The following is a 26,067-nucleotide window of genomic DNA, read 5'->3' as shown; positions in this document are numbered from 1 at the left end:
TCGAACAAGATAGAACAAAGAAAAGAAACAGAATCGTTAGTTATGTAACTCATGATTTTTGGCACCCGCTACCCGGATATGGAGAGCCAGCGTGCGCCGCGCATTGATGCGGCTTACCGTGACGATCCCGACGGAGGATCGCTAGCGGGACGGCGGATCATAACCTAAACGCCTGCAGAGATCTTCCCCCTTCTGCACAGTTTTGATCCTTTTTATCCACAGGCTATTCTTATTCCCCTACCGGCCCCGACGCAGAGGATCGGAGGTCATGATAAGGTTACCCACACCCGGCGGGCTGCTGTAGGGCCTCTATAAGGATAGACGGATTTTTCTCCATTGCCGGTGAGGGGGGATCATGATCTTCTTACCAGGATCTGTGCTCGATCCTTGCGCTTTAGTATGGAGTACGTATAATTCCCGCCCTGCGCGTGGCGCCTGCACGCTGTGCTCGGTTAGGCAGGTGATGTTTCCTCAAGCGGGAAACATCGGGTGGGTGAACGCGGATGTTAATTGACTCGGGACTGTACAATTATTACAATCCCGCCTCATTTTATATCTATGTATATGCGATTGAGGCGTCGGTCATTTTCTTCACGCCGAGTAGCCAAACGCGTTAACTATGAAGTTTTAATCAAGTTTAGGTAGAAATCGCCATGAAACGCACTTTCCAACCGTCCGTACTGAAGCGTAACCGTAGCCACGGTTTCCGTGCTCGTATGGCCACCAAAAATGGTCGTCTGGTTCTGGCCCGCCGTCGTGCGAAAGGCCGTGCTCGTCTGTCCGTTTCTAAGTAATAAAAGCTAACCCACCGAGTGGTTAAGCTCGCTTTTCCCAGGGAGTTACGTTTGTTAACTCCCAGCCATTTCTCTTTCGTCTTCCAGCAACCTCAACGGGCCGGCACGCCGCAAATCACCATTCTCGGCCGCCTGAATACGCTGGGGCATCCCCGCATCGGTCTTACCGTCGCCAAAAAGCATGTTAAACGGGCTCATGAACGCAACCGCATCAAACGTCTGACGCGCGAAAGTTTCCGCCTGCATCAGCACCAGTTGCCTGCCATGGACTTTATCATCATCGCGAAAAAAGGCGTGGCCGATCTGGATAACCGTGCGCTGACGGAAGCGTTGGAAAAATTATGGCGTCGGCACTGTCGATTGGCTCCCGCCTGCTGATCGGGTTGATACGCGGATATCAGCGCTTTATCAGTCCACTGCTGGGACCGCACTGTCGTTTCCACCCGACGTGTTCCCAATATGGCATTGAGGCAATACGCAGATTCGGCATGTTAAAAGGCTGTTGGTTGGCGCTGAAACGCGTATTAAAATGCCACCCTTTGAACCCTGGTGGTGATGATCCCGTACCGCCAAAAACCGACAATAACAGAGAACATTAACGATGGATTCGCAACGCAATCTTCTTCTCATCGCTCTGCTGTTCGTGACGTTCATGATCTGGCAGGCCTGGGAAACGGATAAAAATCCGCCAGCCACAACACAGACCACGCAACAGTCTACGAATAATGCAGTCGGCGATGCCGCCAACCAGGGCGTCCCCGCCAGTGGTCAGGGTAAACTGATTACGGTGAAGACCGACGTACTGTCCCTGACGATCAACACTCGCGGCGGCGACATCGAGCAGGCCAACCTGCTGTCTTATCCGGCGACGCTGGGCTCCACCGAGCCTTTCCTGCTGCTGGAAACGACGCCGGCCTTCGTCTATCAGGCGCAGAGCGGTCTGACCGGGAAAAATGGTCCGGACAACCCGGCGAACGGTGCGCGTCCTCTGTATCAAACCGCGCAGGATCGCTACGAACTGACGGACGGTCAGAGCGAAATCCGCATTCCATTGACCTATACCGACGCCAACGGCGCGACCTTTACCAAGACGTTCGTGCTGAAACGCGGCGACTATGCCCTGGGCGTTGAATACGGCGTCAATAACGCCAGCGCTCAACCGCTGGAGCTGACGCTGTTCGGCCAGTTGAAGCAGTCCATCGAGCTGCCTTCACACCGCGATACCGGCAGCAGCAATTTCGCGCTCCATACCTACCGCGGCGCGGCCTTCTCCTCCAGCGACGAGAAATACAAAAAATACAGCTTCAGCGATATGAAAGAACCGCTGAACCTTGCGACGCAAGGCGGCTGGGTCGCCATGCTGCAGCAGTATTTCGCCACCGCGTGGATTCCACAGGCCAACAGCAGCAACACGTTCTACAGCGCCAATTTGGGCAACGGTCAAGCGGCTATCGGCTTTAAAGCCGCGCCGGTTGTCGTTCAGCCTGGCAGCCAGCAACAGCTGCGGGCCACGCTGTGGGTTGGACCGGAAATTCAGGACAAAATGGCCGCGGTCGCGCCTCACCTGGACTTGACCGTCGACTACGGCTGGCTGTGGTTCATCTCTCAGCCGCTGTTCAAACTGCTGAAATTCCTGCACGGTTTCATCGGTAACTGGGGCTTCTCCATTATCGCCATCACCTTTATCGTGCGCGCCATCATGTATCCGCTGACCAAAGCGCAGTACACCTCAATGGCTAAAATGCGCATGCTGCAACCGAAACTGCAGGCGATGCGCGAACGCGTCGGTGACGACAAACAGCGCATGAGTCAGGAAATGATGGCGCTGTACAAGGCTGAAAAGGTCAACCCGCTGGGCGGCTGCTTCCCGCTGCTGATTCAGATGCCGATCTTCCTAGCGTTGTACTACATGTTGATGGGCTCTGTAGAGCTGCGTCATGCGCCGTTCGCGCTGTGGATCCATGACCTGTCTGCTCAGGACCCGTACTACGTTCTGCCTATCCTGATGGGTCTGACCATGTTCTTCATCCAGAAGATGTCGCCGACGACGGTCACCGACCCGATGCAGCAGAAGATCATGACCTACATGCCGGTCATCTTCACCGTGTTCTTCCTGTGGTTCCCGTCAGGTTTGGTGCTGTACTATATCGTCAGCAACCTGGTGACCATCGCTCAGCAGCAGCTGATCTACCGCGGGCTGGAGAAGCGAGGCTTGCACAGCCGTGAGAAGAAATAACGCCGGCTGATTGCCAACCTCATTTCTAACGTAAGGCGGTCACTGACCGCCTTATTTTTTATGTAATTGAGAGAGATGACCATGAGCCATACCGACACCATCGTCGCCCAAGCCACTCCGCCGGGACGCGGCGGCGTAGGTATCCTGCGTATTTCCGGTTCCGCCGCGTCGGCCGTGGCGCAAGCCGTGCTGGGAAAACTGCCGCGTCCGCGCTATGCCGACTACCTGCCCTTTCTCGATGCCGACGGCAGCGTGCTGGATCAGGGCATAGCCCTGTGGTTTCCCAATCCCAATTCGTTCACCGGCGAGGACGTGCTGGAATTACAGGGCCACGGCGGCCCGGTGATTCTGGACCTGCTGTTGAAACGCATCCTGACGTTGCCGGGCCTACGCATCGCCCGTCCCGGTGAGTTCTCAGAGCGCGCCTTCCTGAACGATAAGCTGGATTTAGCGCAGGCCGAAGCCATCGCCGACCTGATTGATGCCAGTTCCGAGCAGGCCGCGCGCTCCGCCGTGAACTCCCTGCAGGGCGCTTTTTCCAGCAGGATCCATCAGCTGGTGGAAACGCTGACGCAGCTTCGTATTTACGTGGAAGCCGCCATTGATTTTCCGGATGAGGAAATCGATTTCCTTTCCGACGGCAAAATCGAGGCGCAGCTCAACACGGTGATCGCCGATTTGAACGGCGTGCGCGCCGAAGCCCGTCAGGGGAGTCTGCTGCGCGAAGGCATGAAGGTGGTCATCGCCGGTCGTCCCAACGCCGGTAAGTCCAGCCTGCTGAACGCGCTGGCGGGCCGGGAAGCGGCTATCGTCACCGATATCGCCGGCACCACCCGCGACGTCCTGCGCGAGCATATTCATATCGACGGCATGCCGCTGCATATCATCGATACCGCCGGTCTGCGCGACGCCAACGACGAGGTGGAGCGCATTGGTATCGAGCGCGCCTGGCAGGAGATAGAGCAGGCCGATCGGGTGCTGTTTATGGTGGACGGCACCACCACCGAGGCCAGCGAACCTGCCGCCCTCTGGCCGGAGTTTATGGCGCGACTACCGAAAACGTTGCCGATCACCGTGGTGCGCAACAAAGCGGACATCACCGGAGAAACGCTCGGTATCGAGGATGTGAGCACCCACTCGCTCATCAGGCTGTCGGCGCGTACCGGGGAAGGCGTAGATCTGCTGCGCAATCATCTGAAAGAGAGCATGGGCTTTACCATCAGCACTGAAAGCGGCTTTCTGGCTCGTCGCCGTCACCTACAGGCGCTGGAAAGCGCGGCCGAACATCTGGAACAAGGCCGCGACCAACTGGTCAGCGCTTACGCGGGCGAACTGCTGGCGGAAGAACTGCGGCTATCGCAACAGGCGCTCAGCGAGATTACGGGGGAATTCACCTCCGACGACTTATTGGGCCGCATTTTTTCCAGCTTCTGTATCGGCAAGTGAAGTAGCTCATCAATCAGAGAAACGTGGTAAAATCCTTCAAAGCACATCAAATTAACTTTTTGTTTTTTATGGAAATTATTTGTTTTTGGTTATGAGGCGGTTTTACTACTTTTCACATACCTTTGCTCTGCTTTGCTAAAAATTGATCCATATTCACTCCCGAGTTGGAATTTTGGAGCAAAGTGGAGCAATGATGAAGGTATCAGTAAACAAGCGTAATCCTAACCCGAAAAGGCATCAGCAACTTAGACTGGTGTACTGCTGTAGTCCCTCCGGTTTTTAGTACCACCGCCAATGAGGATCTCCGGCCAGTTTTTGCCGCGCATAGATAACAGGTGGCATATCACCCAGTAAGCTATGTGGGCGTTCCTCGTTATATTCTGTGCGCCAGTCTTCTGTTAGCACGCGGACTTCTGACCGTGTTCTGAACAGATACATATCGAGTATTTCTGTTCGCAGCGTTTTGTTAAATCGCTCGATAAATCCGTTCTGCATCGGCTTTCCGGGCTGAATAAAATCGAGTATCACACCGTGGCGTTCTGCCCATTCGGCTAAGGCTGCGGCGGTGAGCTCTGGCCCATTATCACTGCGTATAAAAGACGGGTAGGCTCGTTCTGTGCTTAATCGTTCAAGAATGCGCACAACACGATGAGCCGGTATATTCAAATCAACTTCGATGGTCAGCGCTTCCCGATTAAAGTCATCAACGACGTTAAATAACCTGAAGCGCCGCCCGTCGCTCAAGGCATCACTCATAAAATCAACTGACCAACAGTGGTTCGTTTTATGCGGAATAACCAACGGCTGTGGATGTCTGTTAGGTAAGCGTTTTTTCCCTTTGCGCCGAAGGTTGAGTTTTAACAATCGATAGATCCGGTAAACCCGCTTTGCATTCCACAGTAACCCTGCCTGTCGTAACTTATTGAACATCAATCCAAAACCCTAGGCCGGATACTGATGTGCCAGTTTTTGTAGCGCCTTGACTACTGATGAACATGACCAAAAAAAGATGCTAAGCATCTACGAACCATGTTTATACATGGGGCCAGGGCCGTCGTCAGAGTTGCTGAGAATAATCATGACAGCTCAATGAATCAGTGGGTTAATCAGTTAAAAGAGCGAAGAGGCGTTAACAAAACGACTGTCGCTGTCGCAAACAAGAATGCCCGGATTGTCTGGTCGATGTTGAAAAATAGTACAGAATATCAATCTGTTGTGATTTAAAGCTTACCGAGAAAAGTTGCAGAGTATTGAAATATGGTGACAGGTTGCACCTGCACCATCGGAACCTGACTATTATATTGGCCTTAGAGGCCGTCCAGTTGTTGAGGCGATGGTGTGCGGATTACCCATTTGGGCACAGGTCAGTATTGCTGAGGCCGGATAGATGTAAGCAACAACCCAAAACCAGATTCAGTACTTGCAAAACGGAGGTAGTCCATAGATGTAATAGCCGGCTTCCGACACACCGTTTTCGCGGCAGATACCCTTCACATGCCGACCCCCTTCAACCTCTTTCAAAACCCGCAGGATCTGAGTTTCAGTGAAACGCGCGTTCTTCATGATGAGCCTCCGATGGTTGTATTTTAACCAGAGAACTCTATTAAACGGTAAGACCAAATTCAGAGGGGGACTACAGTTGATTTACACAACAATTAGTTGCACATAAAATATTCGCGCTTCACAGGGATGAATCCATTTACAGGGAATGAAACATGCTGATCACCAAGCGTATTGATGAACTGACGCCGGAGGAATTTACCCGCATCCTGCCGCCCAAAAAAGGCAGCGCGCTGGATGCCAGAACCGTCGTATTAGGCTCGCAAGAGCACGCCTGTTGTTCATTAACGGCCGGCTCGTTAGACATCAATGCCAACCGCGATTTCGCCAATGCCGTCCGGAATGCCTATGACCGCGCCAGGGTGAATGCGCCGGCACAGAAAGCCGGCTGGGGATTTGCGCCCCGACCTGCCACGCCGCGAACAGAACCCAAGCCGACGCTCAAGGTCACCGAAGTGACCGATACCACCAGTGCGACGCGGATTGATCTCCCCATTTTGGTGTACGAGACCAAGCGAAAACCAGGATTAAACGCTGATGGAACGCCGGCGGCGGATATGCTTTACGGTGATATGACCAAAGAAGAAATCACCGCCATTCCCACCTATATGCATACGCACATGTTTGACGTGGATGACTGGATGCTCAACTTCGCGTCCCCCGATATTTTCTTTAAAAAATTTAGAGAAATGGCAACAACACTGTTTTCTTCCGGCGAACTGAAGTTCGTTATTCTCGCGATGATCGCCAAATTCCAAAAGAAGGAAGGCGGAGAGTTCAGGCACCCCGCTCTGACACGCGCGGTGCGCGCACATCCAGAGACTCAAAAATTTGTTAGTCGATTAATGGAAGGTGTTGATACAACAATTAAAATGAAGCAAGGCGAAATTAATGCCACATCTGTGGAAATATGGATGCCGCAATATGACAAAAAAAATCAAGCGAAACTCCGGCCTCCAGCCTTCCATAGAACTTCAGATATCATCGGGGGATTAACCATGTCAATTAACGATGTCTGGGCAGCTAAAGCAGAGTTGGTTCAGTATGACCGAGTCGGACGCTATTATACCGGTAAAGTGCGCGTCACGTTCTACGACCATTTTGGGTTAGATATTCCCGACATCGGCCCCGATCCGACCAACGGCTCCATAAAAAAATATGGCATGCTTGCAGGGTTCCGAGGCTGGTTTATCCTGCAACATATGAAGCAGTTCGGGTATAAGCCATTCATCACCGTTATGGAAATGGACTACCCCATAAAGGGAACGTTATGAATTTTACCTTTGCTTTTCTGGTTGTGAATTACCTCATCCTGGTCGTGGGACGACTTTATCAATTCGATGAAGATTCCTTTTTGTACATGCACTATTCCACGATGCTGCCGTTGATATTAGTCCTAAGTCCTGTATGTACGCTTATCTTTCTACGCCGTCGATTTGCTCATAAATGGCGTTTCGTGGGATGGAATACATTTCTATATGCTTTTACATTGCTATGGATTAATTATATTGGCCCGGTTTCAGCCTATTTGTCTTTTTCTACACCGACTATTAAATTAACTGAAAACAAGCTTCATTATGTGATAAACAACCCGCCTAAAGGGCAACAAGCACTCATTGACTTGATTATGAATTACTTCAAACAACACCCTTTTGATAAGAATAGTGATGAATACTCTGCCGTTTTTTATAAGGAAAGTGTTGATTCTCCACTCAGTGGTAATAGGCCGTTAGCTCACTGGTGGGATCAGTCCATGTTAACCGAATATCAGAAATATCAAGACACCGTAAACTATGAATTAGCCTCTATGGTATTTTTCAATAAAAAAAATGATGCCTATTTCAATGGCCTTACACGGTTTTGGCTCTACAACGACTATGCATATGCCTGCAATGACCATCAATCTGAAGTTAATATTATTGATATCAAATCAAATGGCACCCAAACCCCCACCTGTGATTAACCCCACTAGGCAAAAAACAGCGCGACGCTGAGCACCTCGTTCAGCGCCGCGTTGAGACTCGGCAGCGGACGATGATAAAAAAATTCCAATCTCGCGATAGATGGGACGTCAGGCGGTTGATAATGGCGGGCTGGCACGGGAGGATTGCCCAGCCCTATTCGAATTATTGATTCGAATTATTGGGTACCACAACGTTTCCTTTCTGTCTCGCTCTACCTCTGGGTAAGACCCCTGATAAGGGTACCTGTCATCCGGTCATTAATCGTCTCTCCCTGGTCTACAGGCCGTCCAGAATACGGATACAAGCCGCAAATACTCATTACGCGCTATAGGCGTTAACATCGAATTCACCGGTTATCGCGTGTGAAGAGGGTTCCAGCTAAACGCCGGTTTTCCGCCATTTATACAAAATTTTTATACCGCCCTTCCACAATTTGACGACATTTTTATTTCCCTTTCTCTACCCTCCTCCGTATTCCCTTCACACCTGGAGAATCACCGTGAGCGCAGGAATCATCGCCGGCATCGTGCTGGTCTTTTTATTGCTGGGCTACCTGTTTTATGCCCTGTTTCATGCGGAGGCACTGTGATGGCCGCCGACGCTGTTTTACTCCTCGCCGTCTATCTGACGGCGCTGCTGTTATTGGCGCAGCCGCTGGGACGCCTGCTGACGGGACTCATTCATGACAGAACGCTGCCGGGAACGGCGGGAATTGAGCGTGCTGTCTGGCGACTGTGCGGCATCTCGGACGGCGACATGAACTGGCGTCAATATCTGGCGGCGGTGCTGGCGTTCAACCTGCTGGGCATCATCGTGCTGTTCGCCATCCTGATACTACAGGGATGGCTGCCGCTCAATCCGCAGGGACTGCCGGGCCTGTCGTGGCACCTGGCGCTGAATACCGCCATCAGTTTCGTCAGCAACACCAACTGGCAGGCCTACGCCGGGGAAAGCACCATCAGCAACTTCAGCGCGATGATGGGGCTGACCGTGCAGAACTTCCTCTCCGCGGCGACTGGTTTCGCGGTGCTGTTCGCACTTATTCGCGGGTTCGCCCGTCACGCCACCGACAAGCTGGGCAACGCCTGGCGCGACCTGACGCGAACGACGCTGTTCGTACTGCTGCCGCTGTCTCTGCTGACGGCGCTATTGATGATCAGTCAGGGCGTACCGCAAAACCTCAGCCCTTATCTGACCTTCACTACGCTTGAGGGGGTGCAGCAAACGCTGCCGATGGGACCCGTCGCGTCGCAGGAAGCGATCAAAATGCTCGGCGTCAACGGTGGGGGGCTGTTTAACGCCAACTCGGCGCATCCGTTCGAGAACCCGACGGCGCTGACGAACTTTGTGCAAATGCTGGCGATGTTGCTGATCCCCGCCGCGCTGTGCCTGGCGTTTGGCCGGGCGATCCGCGATACCAGACAAGGGCACACCGTGCTGTGGGCGATGCTGATGATGTTCGTCGCCGCCGCGGCCGTGGTCATGTGGGCCGAAGTCGACGGCAATCCGCATCTGGCCGCCTACGGTGCGGACAGCGTGCTGAACTGGGAAGGCAAAGAGAGCCGCTTCGGCATCCTGCAATCCGCGTTGTTCGCGGTCATTACGACGGCGGCGTCGTGCGGCGCGGTCAACGCGATGCACGACTCCTTCACCGCGCTGGGCGGATTGGTGCCGCTGTGGCTGATGCAGATTGGCGAAGTGGTGTTCGGCGGCGTGGGTTCCGGCCTGTACGGCATGCTGATGAACGTGCTGCTGGCGGTGTTTGTCGCCGGACTGATGATCGGCCGTACGCCGGAGTATCTGGGGAAAAAAATCGGCGTACCGGAAATGAAAATGACGGCGCTCGCCATCCTGATCGCCCCAACGCTGGTTCTGCTTGGCACCGCGTTGGCGATGATGACCGACGCCGGGCAAGCCGGCATGTTGAACCCCGGCCCCCACGGCTTTACCGAGGTGCTGTATGCGCTCACGTCCGCCGCCAACAATAACGGCAGCGCGTTCGCAGGGCTGTCCGCGAACACGCCGTTCTACAACCTGCTGCTGGGAGCCGCCATGCTGATTGGCCGCTTCGCCCCCGTTATCCCCGTCTTAGCCATCGCCGGATCGCTGGCAAGTCGACCTACGCAGCCCGCCGGCGTCGGGACGCTGCCGACCCACGGCGCGCTGTTTGTCGGGCTGATTATCGGCACCGTGCTGCTGGTCGGGGCGCTGACCTTCATTCCATCGCTGGCCCTGGGGCCGATTATCGAGCATCTGCAGTGATGACACTGTTCATTGCCGGAGACACATTTTATGGGACATAACACGCTTTCTCAGCCGCGCAACACGCTGTGGCGCGCCGCGCTGGTCGAGTCATTCAGGAAGCTGGCCCCCCGGATGCAATATCGCAATCCGGTGATGTTCGTCGTTTTCCTGGGCAGTATTCTGGCGACGCTGCTGGCCGTCGGCATAAGCATGGGTTGGCTGGCGGGTGAACTGACGTTCACCGCGGCGATCAGCCTGTGGCTATGGTTCACCGTGCTGTTCGCCAACTACGCCGAGGCGCTGGCCGAGGGGCGCAGCAAGGCGCAGGCCGAAAGTCTGAAAGGCATCAAACGCACCAGCTGGGCGAAAAAACTGGCGGAGCCGAAACACGACGCTCCGAACCAGCAGGTGGCGGCCGAAAACCTGCGAAAAGGCGATTGGGTGCTGGCGCAAGCCGGCGACATTATCCCCTGCGACGGCGAAGTGCTGGCGGGCGGCGCTTCCGTGGATGAAAGCGCGATCACCGGCGAATCCGCGCCCGTTATTCGCGAGGCCGGGGGCGATTTCGCCTCGGTGACGGGCGGGACGCGGATCCTCTCCGACTGGCTGGTGATCCAGTGCAGCGTCAACCCCGGCGAGACCTTTCTGGACCGTATGATCGCGATGGTCGAAGGGGCCAAGCGCCGCAAAACGCCTAATGAGATCGCGCTCTCCATCCTGCTGATCGCGCTGACCATCGTCTTCCTACTGGCGACCGCGACGCTCTACCCGTTCTCGGCCTGGGGCGGCTCGCCGGTCAGCGTCATCGTACTGGTGGCGCTGCTGGTCTGCCTGATCCCGACGACCATCGGCGCGCTGCTGTCGGCGATTGGCATCGCCGGGATGAGTCGGATGCTGGCCGCCAATGTGATCGCCACCAGCGGACGGGCGGTGGAAGCGGCGGGCGACGTGGACGTCTTGCTGCTGGACAAAACCGGCACCATCACGCTGGGCAACCGGCAGGCCAGCCAGTTTCTGCCCGCGCCCGGCATCACGGAGGAGGCGCTGGCGAACGCCGCTCAGCTCGCGTCGCTGGCGGATGAAACCCCGGAAGGCCGCAGCATCGTGGTGCTGGCCAAGCAGAAGTTCAACCTGCGCGAACGCGACCTGCAAAGCCTGAACGCCACGTTCATCCCCTTTTCCGCGCAGACCCGCATGAGCGGCGTGAATATCGGTTCGAAGAGGTTGCGTAAAGGCGCGGCCGACGCCATACGCCGTCACGTCGAAAGCCAGGGCGGACAGTTCCCCTCAGCGGTCAACGTGCTGGTGGAGTCGGTCGCACGCTCTGGCGGAACGCCGCTGATCGTGGCGGTGGATAACGCCGTGATGGGGGTGGTGGCGCTGAAAGACATCGTCAAAGGCGGCATCAGGGAACGCTTCGCCGAACTGCGTCGGATGGGCATCAAAACCGTCATGGTCACTGGCGACAACCCGCTGACCGCGGCCGCCATCGCCGCCGAGGCCGGGGTCGATGACTTTCTGTCGGAGGCGACGCCGGAAGCCAAACTGGCGCTGATCCGCCAATACCAGGCCGAAGGCCTCATGGTCGCGATGACCGGCGACGGCACCAACGATGCGCCCGCGCTGGCGCAGGCAGACGTGGCGGTGGCGATGAACTCGGGGACGCAGGCGGCCAAAGAAGCGGGCAATATGGTGGATTTGGACTCCAATCCCACCAAGCTGCTGGAGGTGGTGCGCATCGGTAAACAGATGCTGATGACGCGGGGATCGCTGACCACCTTCAGCATCGCCAACGATGTGGCCAAGTATTTCGCCATTATCCCTGCGGCGTTCGCGGCAACCTATCCGGCGCTCGACAAGCTGAATGTGATGCATCTGCACTCGCCGAACTCGGCCATCCTTTCCGCGGTGATTTTCAACGCCCTGATTATCGTGCTGCTGATCCCGCTTGCGCTCAAAGGCGTTCGTTACCGGCCGATGTCCGCGGCGTCACTGTTGAGCCGTAATCTGTGGATTTACGGCGCGGGCGGCCTCGCGGCGCCGTTTATCGGCATCAAACTGATCGACATGCTGTTGACCGTTCTGGGTCTGGGCTGAGGAGCCAAAGTATGAACCTGATACGTCCCACGCTTTCCCTGTTTTGCCTGCTGGCCATCATCACCGGCGCAGCCTATCCGCTGTTGACGACTTCGTTATCCCAGTGGGCCTTTCCGGACACCGCCGGCGGGTCGCTGATCGTTCGCGACGGTCAACTTCGCGGCTCAGCCTTGATCGGCCAGCACTTTACTCGGCCGGACTATTTCCACGGCCGTCCGTCGGCAACCGCCGACACGCCGTACAACCCGCAGGCCTCTTCCGGCAGCAATTTGGCGGCGAGCAATCCGGCGCAGGACGAGGCCGTTAAACAGCGCGTGGCGGACCTGCGCGCCGCCAATCCGCAGGCGAGCGGCCTGGTTCCCGTCGAGCTGGTCACCGCCTCCGGCAGCGGTCTGGATCCGCACATTTCACCCCAGGCCGCGCTATGGCAGGCCCCCCGGGTGGCGTCGGCCCGCCATCTATCGGAAGGCGACGTGCGGCGGCTGGTGGATAAGCACACGCAGCAGCCGCGCCCCGACTTTCTGGGCGAACCGGTGGTCAATGTGCTGGCGTTGAATATGGCGCTGGACGAATTACAAAAAAACCGTCCGTAAAAAAACCGGGAAGCGTCAAATGACATCGCGCCGTCGTATTCACCAGCGACGGCGCGATGTCGTTCCACGATGGATGAGCCTTAGTGTTGGCGAAGATCGCTCAAAAAGCGCTGCGCGCGCGGATGCTGCGGCGATCGGAAGAAGTTTTCAGGCGCGGCCTTCTCCAGAATCTGCCCCTGATCCATGAACCAGACGGTGTCCGCCACTTCGCGGGCGAAATTCATCTCATGGGTCACGCACATCATCGTCATACCTTCCTGCGCCAGCCCGCGCATCACGCTCAGCACCTCCCCCACCATCTCCGGGTCCAGCGCCGAGGTCGGTTCGTCGAACAGCATCACCGGCGGCTTCATCGCCAGCGCGCGCGTTATCGCCACGCGCTGCTGCTGACCGCCGGAAAGCTGGGCCGGATAGGCATTCGCCTTGTGTGACAACCCCACGCGCTCCAGCAGTTCGCCTGCATGCCTGCGCGCGTCCGAACGTTTGACGCCCAGTACCTTCACCGGCGACATCATAATGTTGTCCATGACCGAGACATGCGGGAACAGGTTGAAATTCTGGAACACAAAGCCAATTCGGGTGCGCAGCTGGTTGAGACGGGTGCTGGTGCCGTGTATATCAATGCCGTCGAACAGGATTTGCCCTTTTTCAATCGGCTCCAGTCGGTTGACCGTCCGAATCAGCGTCGATTTGCCGGACCCCGACGGTCCGCAGACCACCACGACCTCGCCGCTTTTGATCTCGGCATTCAAATCAGTCAACGCCTGATAATCGCCATACCATTTGCTGACCCGGTTAAACATAATCATTGGTCTCATCATGCATTCCTTATAGCGACGGTGTTTCGGTCAATAATTCAGTTTTCTCAGTCGGCGTGCCTGCGGGGTTTTCATTACGTCGCTTGCGCTCGACGTGCGCTTCCAGCCGGTTGGCCAACCACGTCAGGCTGAAGCAGATGACGTAGTAGCTCAGCGCCACAATGGCGAACACCTGAAACGGCTTGGTCAGCAGTTGATTGTTGACCTGATTGGCGGCGAAGGTGAGCTCCGGCACGTTGATCACGTAGCCCAGCGTGCTGTCCTTGATGATGGACACCAGTTGGCTCACCAGACTGGGCAACGTGTTGTAAAGCGCTTGAGGCAGGATCACCATGCGGAAGGTTTTAATGTAACTCATGCCCAACGCACGCGACGCTTCGTACTGCCCGGACGGCAGCGCCTGAATGCCGCCGCGAATGATCTCGGCGATGTAGGCGCTTTCATAAATCACCAGCGTGCACAGCATCGTCGCGAAGCCGCTGATGTTATGGCCGATCAGCAAAGGGATGCAGAAGTAGGTCCAGAACACCACCATGAGCAGCGGAATGCCGCGCAGCGCGTAGACCCAGCAGGCCGCCGGCCAGCGTAACCAGCGGAAAGGGGAAATACGCGCCATGCCGAGCAGCATGCCGACCGGGAAAGCGAACAGCATCGCCAGCAGGGAGATCAATAACGTACACAGCACGCCGCCGAGGGGACCATTCGGATACTGCCCCATCAGAAACAGCATCCCGTTGTCGTGCAAAATCGTGAAGATATCGGCCACGGGATTACCTCGCATAGACGCGCTGGAAATGGCGAGCCAGCAGAGCACCAGCCCCCATCAGCAGCAAAGAGAAGACCAAATAGCCGACGGAGGCCACCAGATAGGACTCGAAGGTGCGAAACGTCTGGTTTTCGATATCGCGGGTGACGTAGGTCAGCTCCGCGACGCCGATGACCATCGCCAGGCTGGTGTTCTTGAACAGCAGCACGGTGTGGTTGATTAACGACGGCAATGAGTTGCGCAGCCCCTGCGGCAGGATCACCAGTCGCATCGCGCGACCGTAGCTCATGCCCAGCGCGCGCGCCGCCTCGTTCTGCCCGTCCGGGATCGCCCGCAGTCCGCTGCGGATATCCTCGGAGAAATAGGCGGCCTGACACAGGCCAAGCGCAAACATCGAGAACAGGAACTCCGCGTTGAAGTCGTTGATCCACATCTGCACCGACTCCGGCAGCAGCGTGGGGATCGCGAAGTACCACATCATCAGCTGGATCAGCGTCGGCACGTTACGGTGGTAAGACACGTAGGACGACACCAGGAAAACCGCCGTGCGTTTATGCGTCAGACGGATCACGACCAACAGCAGCGCCAGCGTCATGGCCAGCAGCCAGGACCCTAATGCCAGCTTCAGGGTAACGACGGCCCCCTCGACGATCATCGATCCGAATTGACCGGTGAATACAGCGGAAAAATCGAGCGTCATCGTTTAGTCCCCCTCAGCGCCTCGCGGCGATTACTCTACGGACTCGCCCGGCCGCAGGGTCGAAAGACCACCCGGTACCTGTAGCGTAGGCATGATCTCGATATGGCCGAAGTTGACGGCGACCGGCGCGGCAATCACAAACGCCACCGTATCGGCAATATCCTTCGGCTGCGGTAGCTCGAAGCCGTCGATAAAACGGCGGCGCGCGCCCTCCCGATCGCCCGTCACGTTGCCGAAAATATCGGTCGCGACGCGGCCGGGGCAGAGTTCGGTCACACGAACCCGCTTGCCGCAGCAGTCCACCCGCAGCTGGCGCGACAGGGCATGTACGCCTGCTTTGGTCGCGTGGTAAATGGAGTTGCCGTTGAAGTTGTAGATCGCGGCGATAGAGGTGACGTTAATGACGTGCCCGCAGTCCCGCGCTTCCATACCCGGCACCAGCAGTCGACAGAGGTGCAGCACCGCCCGCAGGTTGACGTCCACCTGAGTGTCGATCGCCTCCTCGTCGGCATCAAGAATCGAGCCTGGGCGGGAAACGCCCGCATTATTCACCAGCACGTCGACCTGAAGTCCACTGCACAGGCGCGTCAGCGCATCCGTGTCGCTGACGTCGATAGCATGAGGAATACAGCCGGTACGCACGGCCAGCGCCGCCAGTTGTTCCTCACGACGGGCCACGGCATGGACCGTCAGCCCCTCCTGACATAGACGTTCGACAATCGCTTCGCCCATCCCGGCGGATGCGCCGGTTACCAGCGCGGTTTTGTAATCTGAAAACGGCATTTCAACTCTCCTGATCAACGGCAGCGCCTCCCTGTGCGGGAGACCGGCCCTTTTTTCGACTCTATCCAGTAAATACAGGCAGGTATAAGACATAAACGGTTTGAGGCGATAAGGGCGACTTATAACGCGGTTTTCTCCCAGCTCTGCTGCCGAATTTGCTCGGAGATCGGCGCAATACGCAGGCCGGTTTCTTCAATCGTCGCGCGCAGCGTTTTGACCATCTCGATCGCCTCAGGCGTATCTCCGTGGACCAGAATCGAGGAGACGTCGAGCGTCAGCGTGTCGCCCTCGATGCTCTCGATCGTGTCTTCCGTCAGCAAACGGCGAACACGCGCCTTGACCTGTTCCGTATCGTGAATGACCGCGCCCGGCTTGGCGCGGCTGACCAAAAGCCCGTCGCTTTCATAAGCGCGATCGGCCAGGAAAACGCACACCACGCGTAAGCCAAGACGTCGCGCCACGCGATCCACCGCATTTCCCGCCATCGTGCTGATAATCATGTTCGGATCGAAGGTTCTGACCGCACGCAGCAGGACGTCGGCCAGCGCCTCATCTTCCGAGACCATGTTGCCGAGGGCGCCGTGAAAGCTCATATGCGTCAGCGGGTAACGCGCCGCGTGGGCGAATGCCGACAGCGCGCCAAGCTGGTAGGTGACGTAGTGCGCCAGCGTGTCCGGGTCGATCTGCATACGACGGCGGCCGAATCCCATCAGATCGGGAAAACCGACGTGGGCGCCGAGATCGACATCATGTTGTTTGGCCAGCGCGACGGTTTTCGCCATGATCGCCGCGTCGCCGGCATGAAACCCACAGGCGACGTTGGCCGAGGTGATCAGCGGCATCAGCGCCGCGTCGTCCGCGATCTGATAGTCGCCGAAGCCTTCGCCGATATCGGCATTCAAATCTATCGATTTCATCATTAAGCCTCTGTTTTTCTCAGGGTGAGAATGACGCTGTCATACTCGACCACATAGCCTTGCCTGACCGGCATCGACGTTACCGTGCCATCGGCCGGACTCAGCACCGGCAGGTAGGCCAGCCCAACCTTCAGCAGCGCCAGCAGCGCCCCTTGCCGGACTGTGGCGCCGAGCGAAACAAACGTCTCATCGCGTCCCGGATACTGCAAACAGACCGTGCCGGGCAGGCAGGCCCGCAGAATCTCCGTCTGCGGCCCCTCTTCGCCTGTCCGCGCGCCCGCGGACATCGCAGCCGAGACATCGCAAGCCGGTTCAAACCTCAGGCGAACATGGTAATCGCTGCCGCCGATCTCTATCTGGGTTAACCCCGAGCGGCGCATCGTGTGGGCCACCGCGCGTAGCTCCCGGAGTGCTAATGGGCTGTTTTGCATAAATATCCTGTCAACTCATCCGACATCATTTCGCCACGCGACGGGCGCTTCCCGTGGGTAGCTGGACAGACCGGCGGTCAACACAGGAAAGGAGGACGTTGGCAGGCAAAAACGCAAATACGACCGGAATCGTCGCCTGTCGCCGACGTCCGACAACCGCCCATCGCCCATCGCCCCGGCGTACTGGGGATATCCGCACTCTAACGTGGCGACAGGTTGATTCGGTAAGAGGGTTTCGCTTTGCGACGATAAGGGAGACTTATTACCCCACCAGCGCCAGCGGACGGTTGTCCGTGGTACGTTTCACCATCAGCGATAACAGGATGTCTTTGACGACTTTCGCGGGCTGCGAGAGCGGCAGGTGGTCCGACATGCAAAACGTCAGGGAGACCTGAATGTTCGGATCGACAATCTTCGCCATCCAAGCGTTACTGGCCTGTAGCATGGCGCGCGCGGCGGACTCCGGCATGATCGTACAGCCCAACCCTTCGCCCACGGCGGCATTCAGCGTGGTTTGCGACTCGATTTCGCAGCGGACCTTGTAGGATATGCCCGCCTGAACAAAGGCATCGTCCACCCCCTTGCGCATCGTATTGTAAATTCGCGGCAGGAACAGGTCGTAGCGCGCGGCGTCAGCCAGCGAAATGCTGCTTTTCGGCGCGTCCAGCCCGTGTGGACAGACAAAATAGAGGTCTTCCTTCATCAGCGGCATAAAGCGCAGGCCGTGGATCTCACGGCTGCCGTAAATCACCGCCATATCCATACGCCCGTTCATGATGAGTTCACTCAGCGTAGTACCGAAGTTTTCATTGAAATACAGCACGATGCCGGGATGCTGCCGATGCACTTCCTTCATCAGCGGCAGCGCCAGCTGCTGGGCGGCCGTCCCCGGGGCCAGACCGACGGACACGCTGCCCGAAATGGTCAGCCCGGCGCCGTCGATGGCGATTTGCGCCTGATCGCACTGACGCAGGATCGCCTGTGCGTGCGTATAAAGAATTTTGCCCGCTTCGGTCGGCGTGACGCCGCGCTTGGTGCGGATTAACAGCTGCTGATTGACCTCGCCTTCCAGCGTCGCCAACTGCTGGCTGAGAGCGGGTTGCGCGATATGAAGAACATCAGCGGCCTGCGTCAGGCTGCCCACGTCAACGATTTTGATGAAGTATTTGAGCCGACGGAGATTCATAGTGGCTTCCTCACTGCGGGGTCTTGACCTTAATCAAAGCAAGATTGGGGCCAGCGCGCACGACCATGAAAAGACGAGATACAGATAAGGATTTCAGCCGGTTAGCTCCTATTCGCTTGCCTTGTCTTACGCGCTTCGTCCCTCCGTTTGCACCATGGTGATGCAAGACGGCAACCCCTTACGCTGCGCCGACACGCACAACCATTGCATTAGGTTATGTCACCACAACAAAGCGCTATTGGCCTCTGCGCTGGATTCACTTTTATGCTCTTCCCAACCAGGGTCATCCATCGACCTGCTTTTCGCACCGTGCCGCTCGCCTGCTCCTGCCTTTGCAGGCCGCGCCGGCATGACGCCCCTGACTGACTGGAATCTCCGCACATGCCTGAAATTGCCGATCGCCTAAAAAATGTCACCGTATCCGCTTCTGTGGCTATGACGCAGAAAGCGCGAGATCTCGCCGCACAAGGTATCCACGTTATTGGCTTATCTACCGGCGAACCGGATTTCCTCACGCCGCGACATGCCACGGAGGCCGCCTACGCCGCCGCGCTGGCGGGCGATACCCGCTATCCGCCCACCGACGGGACACCGGCGTTGCGCGCGGCCATTCAGCGTAAGTTCAAGCGCGACAACCATCTGGACTACGACATCAGTCAGATCGTCACCGCTGGCGGCGCCAAGCAGATTATCTTTAACGCCTTTATGGCGACGATCAATCCAGGCGACGAAGTGCTGCTGCCGTCTCCGTCGTGGATCAGCTACGCCGATATCGTGAAATTCGCCGGCGGCGTTCCGGTCCCCGTCGCTTGTCCGCAGGAAAATGACTTTAAGCCTTACCCGGAAGACATCGAAGCGGCCATCTCCCCGAAAACCAAATGGCTGCTGCTCAACTACCCTAGTAACCCCACCGGTTCGGTCGCCAGCCGGGCCGATTTGCAGGGCATCGCGGACGTCATGCTGCGACATCCCGACATCTGGATCCTGAGCGACGATATTTATGAGCACTTGATTTACGACGACGTGACCTTTTGCACGATGGCGGAAGTCGAACCCCGCCTGCAAGAGCGTGTCCTGACGGTCAACGGCGTCTCCAAAGCCTGGTCGATGACCGGCTGGCGGCTGGGCTTCTGCGGCGGACCGAGCGATCTGATCAAAGCGATGAGCAACGTCAATACGCAGAATGCCGGCGGCGTGACCACGCTCACTCAGGCCGCAGCCGTCGCGGTACTCGACGGCCCGCAGGATCTGCTGAAAGAGCGCGCGGAGATTTACCGCCAGCGGCGCGACTATGTGTTGGAACGCCTGACCTCCATTCATGGTCTGCTGTGCCACAAACCTCAGGGCGCTTTTTACCTGTTCGTGAACATCGCCGCGTTTATCGGCAAAACCACCCAGGGCGGCCGCTACATCGCCAACGACGCCGACTTCGTGATGGCGCTGATGGAAGAACACCACGTGGTGACGGTACAGGGCTCGGCCTACGGCATGAGCCCGTTCTTCCGCCTCTCCTACGCGACCAGCATGGAGATACTGCAAAAAGGTTGCGACCGCTTGGCGGCCTTTTGCGAAGGGATGCGCTAAACGCCGCCTCACCGAAGCCGACGGATGGACGGGGCCGATGTTGCGCCCCGTTTTTTTATGCCCGCAGGCCATACGATAGCCAAATCCGACGCCCACGGAATCCCTTTCAGCAGCACGTCATGCCGCCGGACTCGGCGTTGTCAAAGAGGAATCATTGGGGGGAGCGCGGCGCGGAAGCAGGGAGAACCGATCATCGAAAAGAAGTGGCGGCAGCCCGCCAGCGGTGATGCCGCGGCCTGATGGACGGCTTCGCGGCATGAAAAACCGACCGGCGGCGATCTAGCCGTTCAGCGCCGCGGCAGAGACCTGATGACAGCTGCGGGAGACGCCAAGCAAATACGCGTTCACCGCGCGGTTGACGGCAATCGCCTCGGCGGCATCGCTTTCAACCAATTGCAGGCGATCGCCCGCCTGCGCCTGACCCAATCGCCAGAGGTCGTCTTCGATGACGCCCGCAATTTTAGGATAGCCGCCCGCCGTATTGGCGTCACTCAGCTGAATAATGGGTTCTCCCGCCGGAGGCACCTGCACAATGCCGGGGATTAACCCGTAGGAGCGCATTTCCACCGTTCGGGACGGGACGAGCGGCTCGCCGCTCAGGCGATAGCCGGTGCGATTGCTGTGCCGGGATATGGTCCATGACTGCGACCAGAACCGCGCGGCGTCGTGGGCAAACAGGTCGAATTCGCCGGAGGGGATCGCCCGTAGTTGAATGACGCCTTCCGGGCTGACCGGAAAGAGGTCGGCCAAAGCCACCGACGGCGGCACGGCGCCAATGCCGCCCGGCGGCAGCGAACATGGGCTTGCGTCTCCCGTCTGCAGGCGGTCGCCCTGCGTCAACGGTCGGCCCTCCAACCCGCCGAAGTTGCCGCGCAGCGCGGTGCTCCGCGACCCCATGACCACGGGAACATCAATCCCCCCCGCCACGCACAGATAACCGCGGACGCCCTGGCGGGGATACGACATCTCCAGCACCTGTCCGGCCTGCACCTCGCAGGCCCACCAGGGCGGGAGCGCTTTGCCGTCCAGAGCGGCGCGGCAATCGGCGCCGGTCAGGGCGATGGCGCCATCATCGGTGAAACGCACGCGGAAAGGGAAAAGCTGCACTTCGATCCCGGCCGCGTTTTCGCCATTGCCCAGCATAAGATTGCCGACGCGCAGCGCCAGCGCATCCATCGCTCCGCTGACCGAGACGCCGATATGGCGAAAGCCGGTGCGGCCAAGATCCTGAATGGTATTTAACGAACCGGTTTTCATCACCTCAATCACAGTTCAATCCTCTCAGGCAGAAAACGGATGATGTCTCCGGGCGCCATGACCGCAGGCGTTTCCGCCCAAGGGTCGAACAGCGGCATATCGGCGAAGCCGATCGCGTTCCAGCCGTTCGGTCCGGTTAACGCCGATACCCCCGTCTGCGCGCCGCCGATGCTCACGGTGCCTTTCAACATATTCAGCGACGGCACTTTTTTGCGTGGCGTCGCCAGCGCCGGGTCCAGACCGTGCAAATAGCCGAATCCCGGTGCGCTGCCGAGCGCGAAAACCGTATACTCGCCCTGATAGTGACGGCGGATGACCTCTTTTGCCGTCAGCCCGGTGAACTCGCACACGGCACCCAGATCCGTCGCGTGCTCGCCGCCATAACAGACGGGAATATCGATCCGTTTACCCTGCGAGGTAGCGGCCCGCGCACGCTCCCAACCGTCCTGCAGCAGATGGACGACGGCGGACGGCTCCGGCGGGATGTGCTTGAACAGCACCAGTAGGTTGGTCACGCCGGGGATCAGCGATTCGATATCGTCACGTTGCCGCAGTAACGCAGCCAGCGCCCAGATGCGCCTTTGCGCCGGAAGATCGAACTCGCCCGGCGCATCGACCAAATAGGCCCGACCGCCAATCGTAGACACTTTTACCTGCTCACCCTGACTGACGAGCGTCAAGGAGACGCGCTCCGGCACGTCGCGCGACAGCATGGTCATGAGTTATTCCAGCGGTTCGAATTTCAGACTTGAAAGCGGCTGCACTTTTTCTTCGCGCACCATCTTGTACTCGGTGTTCGGCCCAATCCAGGTATTCCAGATAGCATCGATAGCGCCGGCGTCGTCCATCGCCCTCAGGCTGCGATTGACTTCCGCCAGCAGCGCGGGCTCGTCTTTTTTCATCCCGACGCCAATCGGCTCCAGCGCCATCGGCTCTTTAATCATACCCAGCTCGATACCGTCTTTTCTCGCCTGAGAGATCATTTTGATGGCGGTCATGGTGTTGGTGACGAAGCCCACTACCTTGTTCTGCTCCAGCGCCAGGAAGGCGGAGGCCGTATCCTGGAACGTGACGGCTTTCGCGCCCGCCAGATGGATGGACTGCTCGGAGGTGGTGCCTTTGGTCGCGCTGATACGTTTATCTTTAAAGTCCGCCCGCGTTTTGTTTTCGTTCGGCTTCTTCACCACCAACATCTCTTTCGCCACATAGTACGGGTCGCTGAACTGGATTTGGTTGCCGCGCGTTTTGGTATACGCCAGGTTGGCGACCAGCACATCAGCCCGACCGGTGGCGATGACGGCGATACGCGCCTCAATCGAAGTCGGCATCAGATTGGCCTTGACCCCCACCTCCTTCGCCAGCGCATGACAAAGATCGACATCCATCCCCGCCAGCTGACGCGTTTTGGGATCGGGAGAAGAAAACGGCGGCACGTCGGAATAGACCGCACAGTTTAACTGGCCGCGAGCGTGGATGTCCGCAATTAAATCCGCATGGGCGGCGGGTGACAACGCCGCCAGCAGTGGCATGGCCAAGACGGCACCCGAAAGCAATTTCAATTTCATCACGAATTCCCCGCTATTTTAATTAAGATTCAGTGTTCTTCTGACGCAGGCACGGCAGAAGCGGTATGAAATAACTTACTAAAAATAAAGAGATAACCGCTAAAACTTTGCGTGACTCTTCCAGCAGTCTGACTATAGAAGCGATGAAAGCCGATGTATAAGACGGAAAGCGTGTGTGGTGATATGCAATTTGTATGACGGGAAGAAAATATAAGGAAAAACTATCCAGACAGAACGAAATTATCTTAACGGACGCGAAGACAGTCACTCTATGGTAAGGAAGATTTCCCGCATCAGGAAAGCGAATGCCGATATTGCAGCCAGAGAGTGAAAATAGACAATGAATTCCAGAATGGGCGTACTCCTGAAAATAATGTCGGCGCTGTGCGCGACATTAATGCTGGCATGCGTCAAAGGATTAAATGGCGCGATCCCTACCGGCGAAGTCATTTTTTTCCGTTCGTTCGTGGCGCTATTTCCCCTGCTTATCTGGCTCAAGTTTCAAGGCGATATTCTGGATTTAATCAAAACCCGCAATCTGTTCGGCCATCTCATCCGTGGTTTTTCCGGCACGGGCGGCATGTATTTTAACTATCTTGCGCTGGTCTATATTTCGTTGGCGGACGTGACCGCCATCAGCTACGCCGCGCCGTTACTTACCGTCATCATGGCGGCGATATTGTTGAAAGAAATCGTCCGCTTTTATCGTTGGCTGGCCGTCGTTGTCGGTTTCTCAGGCATTCTTGTGATGCTGTCGGCGTATCCGGGCGCCAGCGGGTCTGTCTTTTCCTCAACCTCCGGCGTCGCAAACGGATCGATCATCGGCGTCGTTTTCGCGCTGCTGGCCGCGCTCTGCACCGCCGCGTCGTCGATACAAATTCGCTTCCTCAACGGAGTGGAAAAGCCCGGCGCCATTGTCTTCTACTTCTCGCTGATGACCATGTTCATCGGTCTGGGAACGCTGTATTTCGGCTGGCTAATGCCGACGCTTCCGCAGCTCCTCCTGCTGATTGGCTGCGGTTTTTTCGGCGGTATGGCGCAGATACTGATTACCCTTAGCCTGCGCTACGCCGACGCCTCGCTGCTGGCTCCCTTCGACTACACCACGCTGGTGTGGTCAATGCTGATCGGTTATCTCTTCCTGGATAGCGTGCCGGGAGGCTCGACCATCGCCGGCGCGGCGATCATCGCCTGCGCCGGCATCTTTACCGTCTGGTGCGAACGGCGTCAGAGGAAAATGGTTATTCGGCGCTCAGTTGTTTAGTCGTGAAATTATTAAATAACCTTTCTCTTTTTACCCGCTACGCTGAATGATCCGCGGAGAGAAATCATCTCAACCTGATGTATTAATAATATTTTCACCCCAGGATCATTTTTCTTAAAAGTAATCACTGTTTTTTTTATTTACAGCGCCACCTATTAAAGTCACTTACACTTCCTTCCATGAAAAAGAATTTCATTCACCATAAATATGATAAATTTCGTATTGCCATGCGCTGTAAACATCAATTTACAATTTATTACTTCTACTGGAGGAAATTATCTTCTTATAAGAACATGCTTGATATTTGCGAACAGGGCTATTGTTAACTTTAGTTAAAAAAGATGCTATCCTCTGCGTCAGTTGTTGGATGACATTATTTCTTACCAGTGGAAAATAGGAGTGTTCGCGATCGGTAATTAACTCTCATACAGAGGTTAATGGTGATTTGGCGGATGCTTTTAAAAGAAAAGACCATGAAAGTAGAGAATTTACAATATAAATATTATCGTATCTCACATGCGCTGCGCTTAACGATTTCTTTTATTTTCGCTCTACTTTTATTGGCAAAACTGGATTTGGTCAAAGACGTCTCTTGGATCCTGATCACTATGGTCGTCATAGTGGGCCCGATGTCCTATAAAGGTAGCGTCTATCCCCGAGCCATCCAGCGCTCGACCGGAACCCTGATTGGCATCATCTTCGGTATTCTCTCGTTTTATGCCGGTAAGTACTCCTTTTCAGGCATGATAGTGATCATCGCCCTCGGTATATTTACCTGCGGCTATCTGACATTAAGTAAAATGCCTTATGCCGGGATACTGATTGGTATTACCCTTTCCGTGACCGTCAGCGTGTCGGGCGGGAATCTGGATATCGCGCTATGGCGTATTTCCGACGTCTTTATCGGCTGCGTCATCGCCGTCATTTTTTCCAGTATTTTTCCGCACAAAGCCTGTATTCACTGGAATATAGAACTGTATAAACTCATATCCAATCTGCATCAGCTTTACTGCGCCAATTTATCTCGTAATCTATTCAACCGGCCCGAATTAAAAAATCTTAACAGTATTAACAAAAAAACCATTGCCAATATATTAAAACTCTCCGCGCCTGCCCAGAAAGAAACCAGAATAGATAAAAAAACCTATGAGTTACTGCAGGAAACTATTCTCGATATCATCTCTTATTTAAATTTGATAGAAAAAGCCTTCTGGGACTGTCCTGTCAGTCACCATATTATTTGCGCTTCTTCACTGTCGAAGAAAATTAATTACGCGATCGACTACCGCTTCAAACTTTTACAAGCGTTTATTCGCGACGATATTACCGATCCGGATGCCATAAAAAAATTTCATCATAAAGAATTCGAACAGGACGTGATGGAGGAACTGCGGTCGACGCTGCTCGGCCAGCACGCCGGAAATGACATCGCGATAGAGAATAAAATTTATGGCTATTTCTATTTGGGCACCCAGATTATCGACAAGCTGGATGCACTGGCCATGCTGCTGAGCACAATGAAAACGCAACAGCGCAGGCATATCCATCTGCGCGTCAGAAACCGCACCGAATAACGCTCTCCGTGTGCTGACGCTGATGGCACCCTCCTCTGGCTAAGCGGCGCATCCAACCGTTAAGCGGCCATGATGGCCGAGAATACCTTTGAAAAACCGCACGCAATCGTTCTCTTTCTTACGCGCCGCGTTTATGTACAAGATAATGACTCTCAATACGCTAACATACTGAATAAATTTGATTATTCTTCTTTTTAATTCACTGTTCTATATCAAAATGGCCGGGGTGGGTAGCCGCTAGGATAAAAATCCAACGCCAGACAATGAAGCCGCTATCCTTGATAAGGC

Annotated in this window: 24 protein-coding genes and 3 pseudogenes; 15 read left to right on the top strand and 12 right to left on the bottom strand. The window is 56.2% G+C overall.

The features are described 5' to 3' along the window. The first annotated feature begins 653 nt into the window (after positions 1 to 653). The 5 genes from rpmH to mnmE all read left to right on the top strand — a co-directional run bounded on the left by rpmH (position 654) and on the right by mnmE (position 4,476). Entirely contained in the window at positions 654 to 794 is a 141-nt protein-coding gene (rpmH, locus tag I6N93_RS17170; RefSeq protein ID WP_085650663.1) for a 50S ribosomal protein L34, read from the top strand. An 18-nt stretch (positions 795 to 812) separates the two neighbouring features. Continuing rightward, the gene (gene rnpA / locus I6N93_RS17165; protein WP_071999804.1) at positions 813 to 1,172 is read left to right on the top strand and encodes a ribonuclease P protein component; all 360 of its coding nucleotides are present in this window, start codon (positions 813 to 815) and stop codon (positions 1,170 to 1,172) included. Next, positions 1,136 to 1,393 carry a membrane protein insertion efficiency factor YidD gene (gene yidD / locus I6N93_RS17160; RefSeq protein WP_085687662.1) on the top strand — a complete coding sequence of 86 codons (258 nt, stop codon included), beginning with the start codon at positions 1,136 to 1,138 and terminating at the stop codon, positions 1,391 to 1,393. The genes rnpA and yidD overlap by 37 nt, the downstream gene beginning before the upstream one ends. A 2-nt stretch (positions 1,394 to 1,395) precedes the next feature. Continuing rightward, on the top strand, positions 1,396 to 3,030 hold the full coding sequence (gene yidC, locus I6N93_RS17155; RefSeq protein WP_085687664.1) for a membrane protein insertase YidC: 1,635 nt from the start codon (positions 1,396 to 1,398) through the stop codon (positions 3,028 to 3,030). A gap of 81 nt (positions 3,031 to 3,111) precedes the next feature. After that, a complete protein-coding gene (gene mnmE, locus I6N93_RS17150; protein WP_085687673.1) occupies positions 3,112 to 4,476 on the top strand; it encodes a tRNA uridine-5-carboxymethylaminomethyl(34) synthesis GTPase MnmE in 1,365 nt (454 codons plus the stop codon). Positions 4,477 to 4,755: 279 nt separating this feature from the next. On the opposite strand, the pseudogene I6N93_RS17145 reads toward mnmE, so the two are convergent. After that, positions 4,756 to 5,463 (bottom strand): annotated as a pseudogene (locus I6N93_RS17145) (IS3 family transposase); the annotation flags it as partial. A gap of 15 nt (positions 5,464 to 5,478) precedes the next feature. Here I6N93_RS17145 and I6N93_RS17140 point away from each other — a divergent pair. Then, positions 5,479 to 5,700: pseudogene (locus I6N93_RS17140) on the top strand (IS110 family transposase); the annotation flags it as partial. Positions 5,701 to 5,922: 222 nt separating this feature from the next. On the opposite strand, the pseudogene I6N93_RS17135 reads toward I6N93_RS17140, so the two are convergent. Further along, positions 5,923 to 6,039: pseudogene (locus I6N93_RS17135) on the bottom strand (transposase); the annotation flags it as partial. A gap of 152 nt (positions 6,040 to 6,191) precedes the next feature. Between I6N93_RS17135 and I6N93_RS17130 the strand changes: the two are divergent. The 6 genes from I6N93_RS17130 to kdpC all read left to right on the top strand — a co-directional run bounded on the left by I6N93_RS17130 (position 6,192) and on the right by kdpC (position 12,934). Then, positions 6,192 to 7,310, top strand: a complete 1,119-nt coding sequence (locus I6N93_RS17130; RefSeq protein WP_085687675.1) for a DUF3289 family protein — start codon at positions 6,192 to 6,194, stop codon at positions 7,308 to 7,310. Beyond that, complete coding sequence (locus I6N93_RS17125) at positions 7,307 to 7,999, top strand: hypothetical protein (protein ID WP_085687677.1); 693 nt, start codon at positions 7,307 to 7,309, stop codon at positions 7,997 to 7,999. The genes I6N93_RS17130 and I6N93_RS17125 overlap by 4 nt, the downstream gene beginning before the upstream one ends. Before the next feature lie 500 nt (positions 8,000 to 8,499). After that, complete coding sequence (gene kdpF, locus I6N93_RS17120; protein ID WP_071999802.1) at positions 8,500 to 8,589, top strand: K(+)-transporting ATPase subunit F; 90 nt, start codon at positions 8,500 to 8,502, stop codon at positions 8,587 to 8,589. Then, complete coding sequence (gene kdpA / locus I6N93_RS17115) at positions 8,589 to 10,262, top strand: potassium-transporting ATPase subunit KdpA (RefSeq protein WP_085687679.1); 1,674 nt, start codon at positions 8,589 to 8,591, stop codon at positions 10,260 to 10,262. The genes kdpF and kdpA overlap by 1 nt, the downstream gene beginning before the upstream one ends. 30 nt (positions 10,263 to 10,292) lie before the next feature. Continuing rightward, positions 10,293 to 12,341, top strand: coding sequence for a potassium-transporting ATPase subunit KdpB (kdpB, locus tag I6N93_RS17110; RefSeq protein WP_085687681.1), 2,049 nt, complete (start codon positions 10,293 to 10,295; stop codon positions 12,339 to 12,341). Positions 12,342 to 12,352: 11 nt separating this feature from the next. After that, positions 12,353 to 12,934 (top strand): potassium-transporting ATPase subunit KdpC, encoded by a 582-nt coding sequence (kdpC, locus tag I6N93_RS17105; protein ID WP_085687683.1) that lies wholly within the window; start codon positions 12,353 to 12,355, stop codon positions 12,932 to 12,934. A gap of 80 nt (positions 12,935 to 13,014) precedes the next feature. Here the strand turns inward: kdpC and I6N93_RS17100 are convergent, their stop codons facing one another. From I6N93_RS17100 to nac, 7 genes are all read right to left on the bottom strand, one after another. Further along, on the bottom strand, positions 13,015 to 13,752 hold the full coding sequence (locus I6N93_RS17100; protein ID WP_085687685.1) for an amino acid ABC transporter ATP-binding protein: 738 nt from the start codon (positions 13,750 to 13,752) through the stop codon (positions 13,015 to 13,017). A gap of 10 nt (positions 13,753 to 13,762) precedes the next feature. Further along, positions 13,763 to 14,518: an amino acid ABC transporter permease gene (locus I6N93_RS17095; protein ID WP_085687800.1), complete on the bottom strand. Its 756-nt coding sequence runs from the start codon at positions 14,516 to 14,518 to the stop codon at positions 13,763 to 13,765. 4 nt (positions 14,519 to 14,522) lie between these two features. Beyond that, the gene (locus I6N93_RS17090; RefSeq protein WP_085687687.1) at positions 14,523 to 15,218 is read right to left on the bottom strand and encodes an amino acid ABC transporter permease; all 696 of its coding nucleotides are present in this window, start codon (positions 15,216 to 15,218) and stop codon (positions 14,523 to 14,525) included. Positions 15,219 to 15,248: 30 nt separating this feature from the next. Next, complete coding sequence (locus I6N93_RS17085; RefSeq protein ID WP_085687689.1) at positions 15,249 to 16,001, bottom strand: SDR family oxidoreductase; 753 nt, start codon at positions 15,999 to 16,001, stop codon at positions 15,249 to 15,251. A 119-nt stretch (positions 16,002 to 16,120) separates the two neighbouring features. After that, positions 16,121 to 16,921 carry a LamB/YcsF family protein gene (locus tag I6N93_RS17080; protein WP_232100090.1) on the bottom strand — a complete coding sequence of 267 codons (801 nt, stop codon included), beginning with the start codon at positions 16,919 to 16,921 and terminating at the stop codon, positions 16,121 to 16,123. After that, a complete protein-coding gene (locus I6N93_RS17075) occupies positions 16,921 to 17,349 on the bottom strand; it encodes an acetyl-CoA carboxylase biotin carboxyl carrier protein (protein ID WP_112111394.1) in 429 nt (142 codons plus the stop codon). Before I6N93_RS17075 ends, I6N93_RS17080 begins: the two co-directional genes overlap by 1 nt. Positions 17,350 to 17,611: 262 nt before the next feature. Then, a complete protein-coding gene (gene nac, locus I6N93_RS17070) occupies positions 17,612 to 18,535 on the bottom strand; it encodes a nitrogen assimilation transcriptional regulator NAC (RefSeq protein ID WP_085687693.1) in 924 nt (307 codons plus the stop codon). A gap of 381 nt (positions 18,536 to 18,916) precedes the next feature. Here nac and I6N93_RS17065 point away from each other — a divergent pair, with 381 nt between their 5' ends. Next, the gene (locus I6N93_RS17065) at positions 18,917 to 20,119 is read left to right on the top strand and encodes a pyridoxal phosphate-dependent aminotransferase (RefSeq protein ID WP_085687695.1); all 1,203 of its coding nucleotides are present in this window, start codon (positions 18,917 to 18,919) and stop codon (positions 20,117 to 20,119) included. A gap of 279 nt (positions 20,120 to 20,398) precedes the next feature. Here I6N93_RS17065 and I6N93_RS17060 read toward each other — a convergent pair whose 3' ends face one another. The 3 genes from I6N93_RS17060 to I6N93_RS17050 are packed head-to-tail and all read right to left on the bottom strand — an operon-like array spanning position 20,399 to position 22,941. Then, positions 20,399 to 21,388 carry a 5-oxoprolinase subunit C family protein gene (locus tag I6N93_RS17060; RefSeq protein ID WP_176222547.1) on the bottom strand — a complete coding sequence of 330 codons (990 nt, stop codon included), beginning with the start codon at positions 21,386 to 21,388 and terminating at the stop codon, positions 20,399 to 20,401. Further along, positions 21,385 to 22,089 carry a 5-oxoprolinase subunit PxpB gene (gene pxpB / locus I6N93_RS17055; RefSeq protein ID WP_232100174.1) on the bottom strand — a complete coding sequence of 235 codons (705 nt, stop codon included), beginning with the start codon at positions 22,087 to 22,089 and terminating at the stop codon, positions 21,385 to 21,387. The genes I6N93_RS17060 and pxpB overlap by 4 nt, the downstream gene beginning before the upstream one ends. Before the next feature lie 9 nt (positions 22,090 to 22,098). Beyond that, the gene (locus tag I6N93_RS17050) at positions 22,099 to 22,941 is read right to left on the bottom strand and encodes a transporter substrate-binding domain-containing protein (protein ID WP_085687699.1); all 843 of its coding nucleotides are present in this window, start codon (positions 22,939 to 22,941) and stop codon (positions 22,099 to 22,101) included. A 340-nt stretch (positions 22,942 to 23,281) separates the two neighbouring features. Between I6N93_RS17050 and I6N93_RS17045 the strand changes: the two genes are divergently transcribed. After that, complete coding sequence (locus I6N93_RS17045; protein ID WP_085687701.1) at positions 23,282 to 24,205, top strand: DMT family transporter; 924 nt, start codon at positions 23,282 to 23,284, stop codon at positions 24,203 to 24,205. 437 nt (positions 24,206 to 24,642) lie between these two features. Continuing rightward, positions 24,643 to 25,779: an FUSC family protein gene (locus tag I6N93_RS17040; protein WP_085687703.1), complete on the top strand. Its 1,137-nt coding sequence runs from the start codon at positions 24,643 to 24,645 to the stop codon at positions 25,777 to 25,779. The last annotated feature ends 288 nt before the right edge of the window (positions 25,780 to 26,067 follow it).

The sequence above is a fragment of the Lonsdalea populi genome (genome assembly GCF_015999465.1).
GTDB classification, from domain to species: domain Bacteria; phylum Pseudomonadota; class Gammaproteobacteria; order Enterobacterales; family Enterobacteriaceae; genus Lonsdalea; species Lonsdalea populi.
This window is presented reverse-complemented; position numbering and strand designations above follow the sequence as displayed.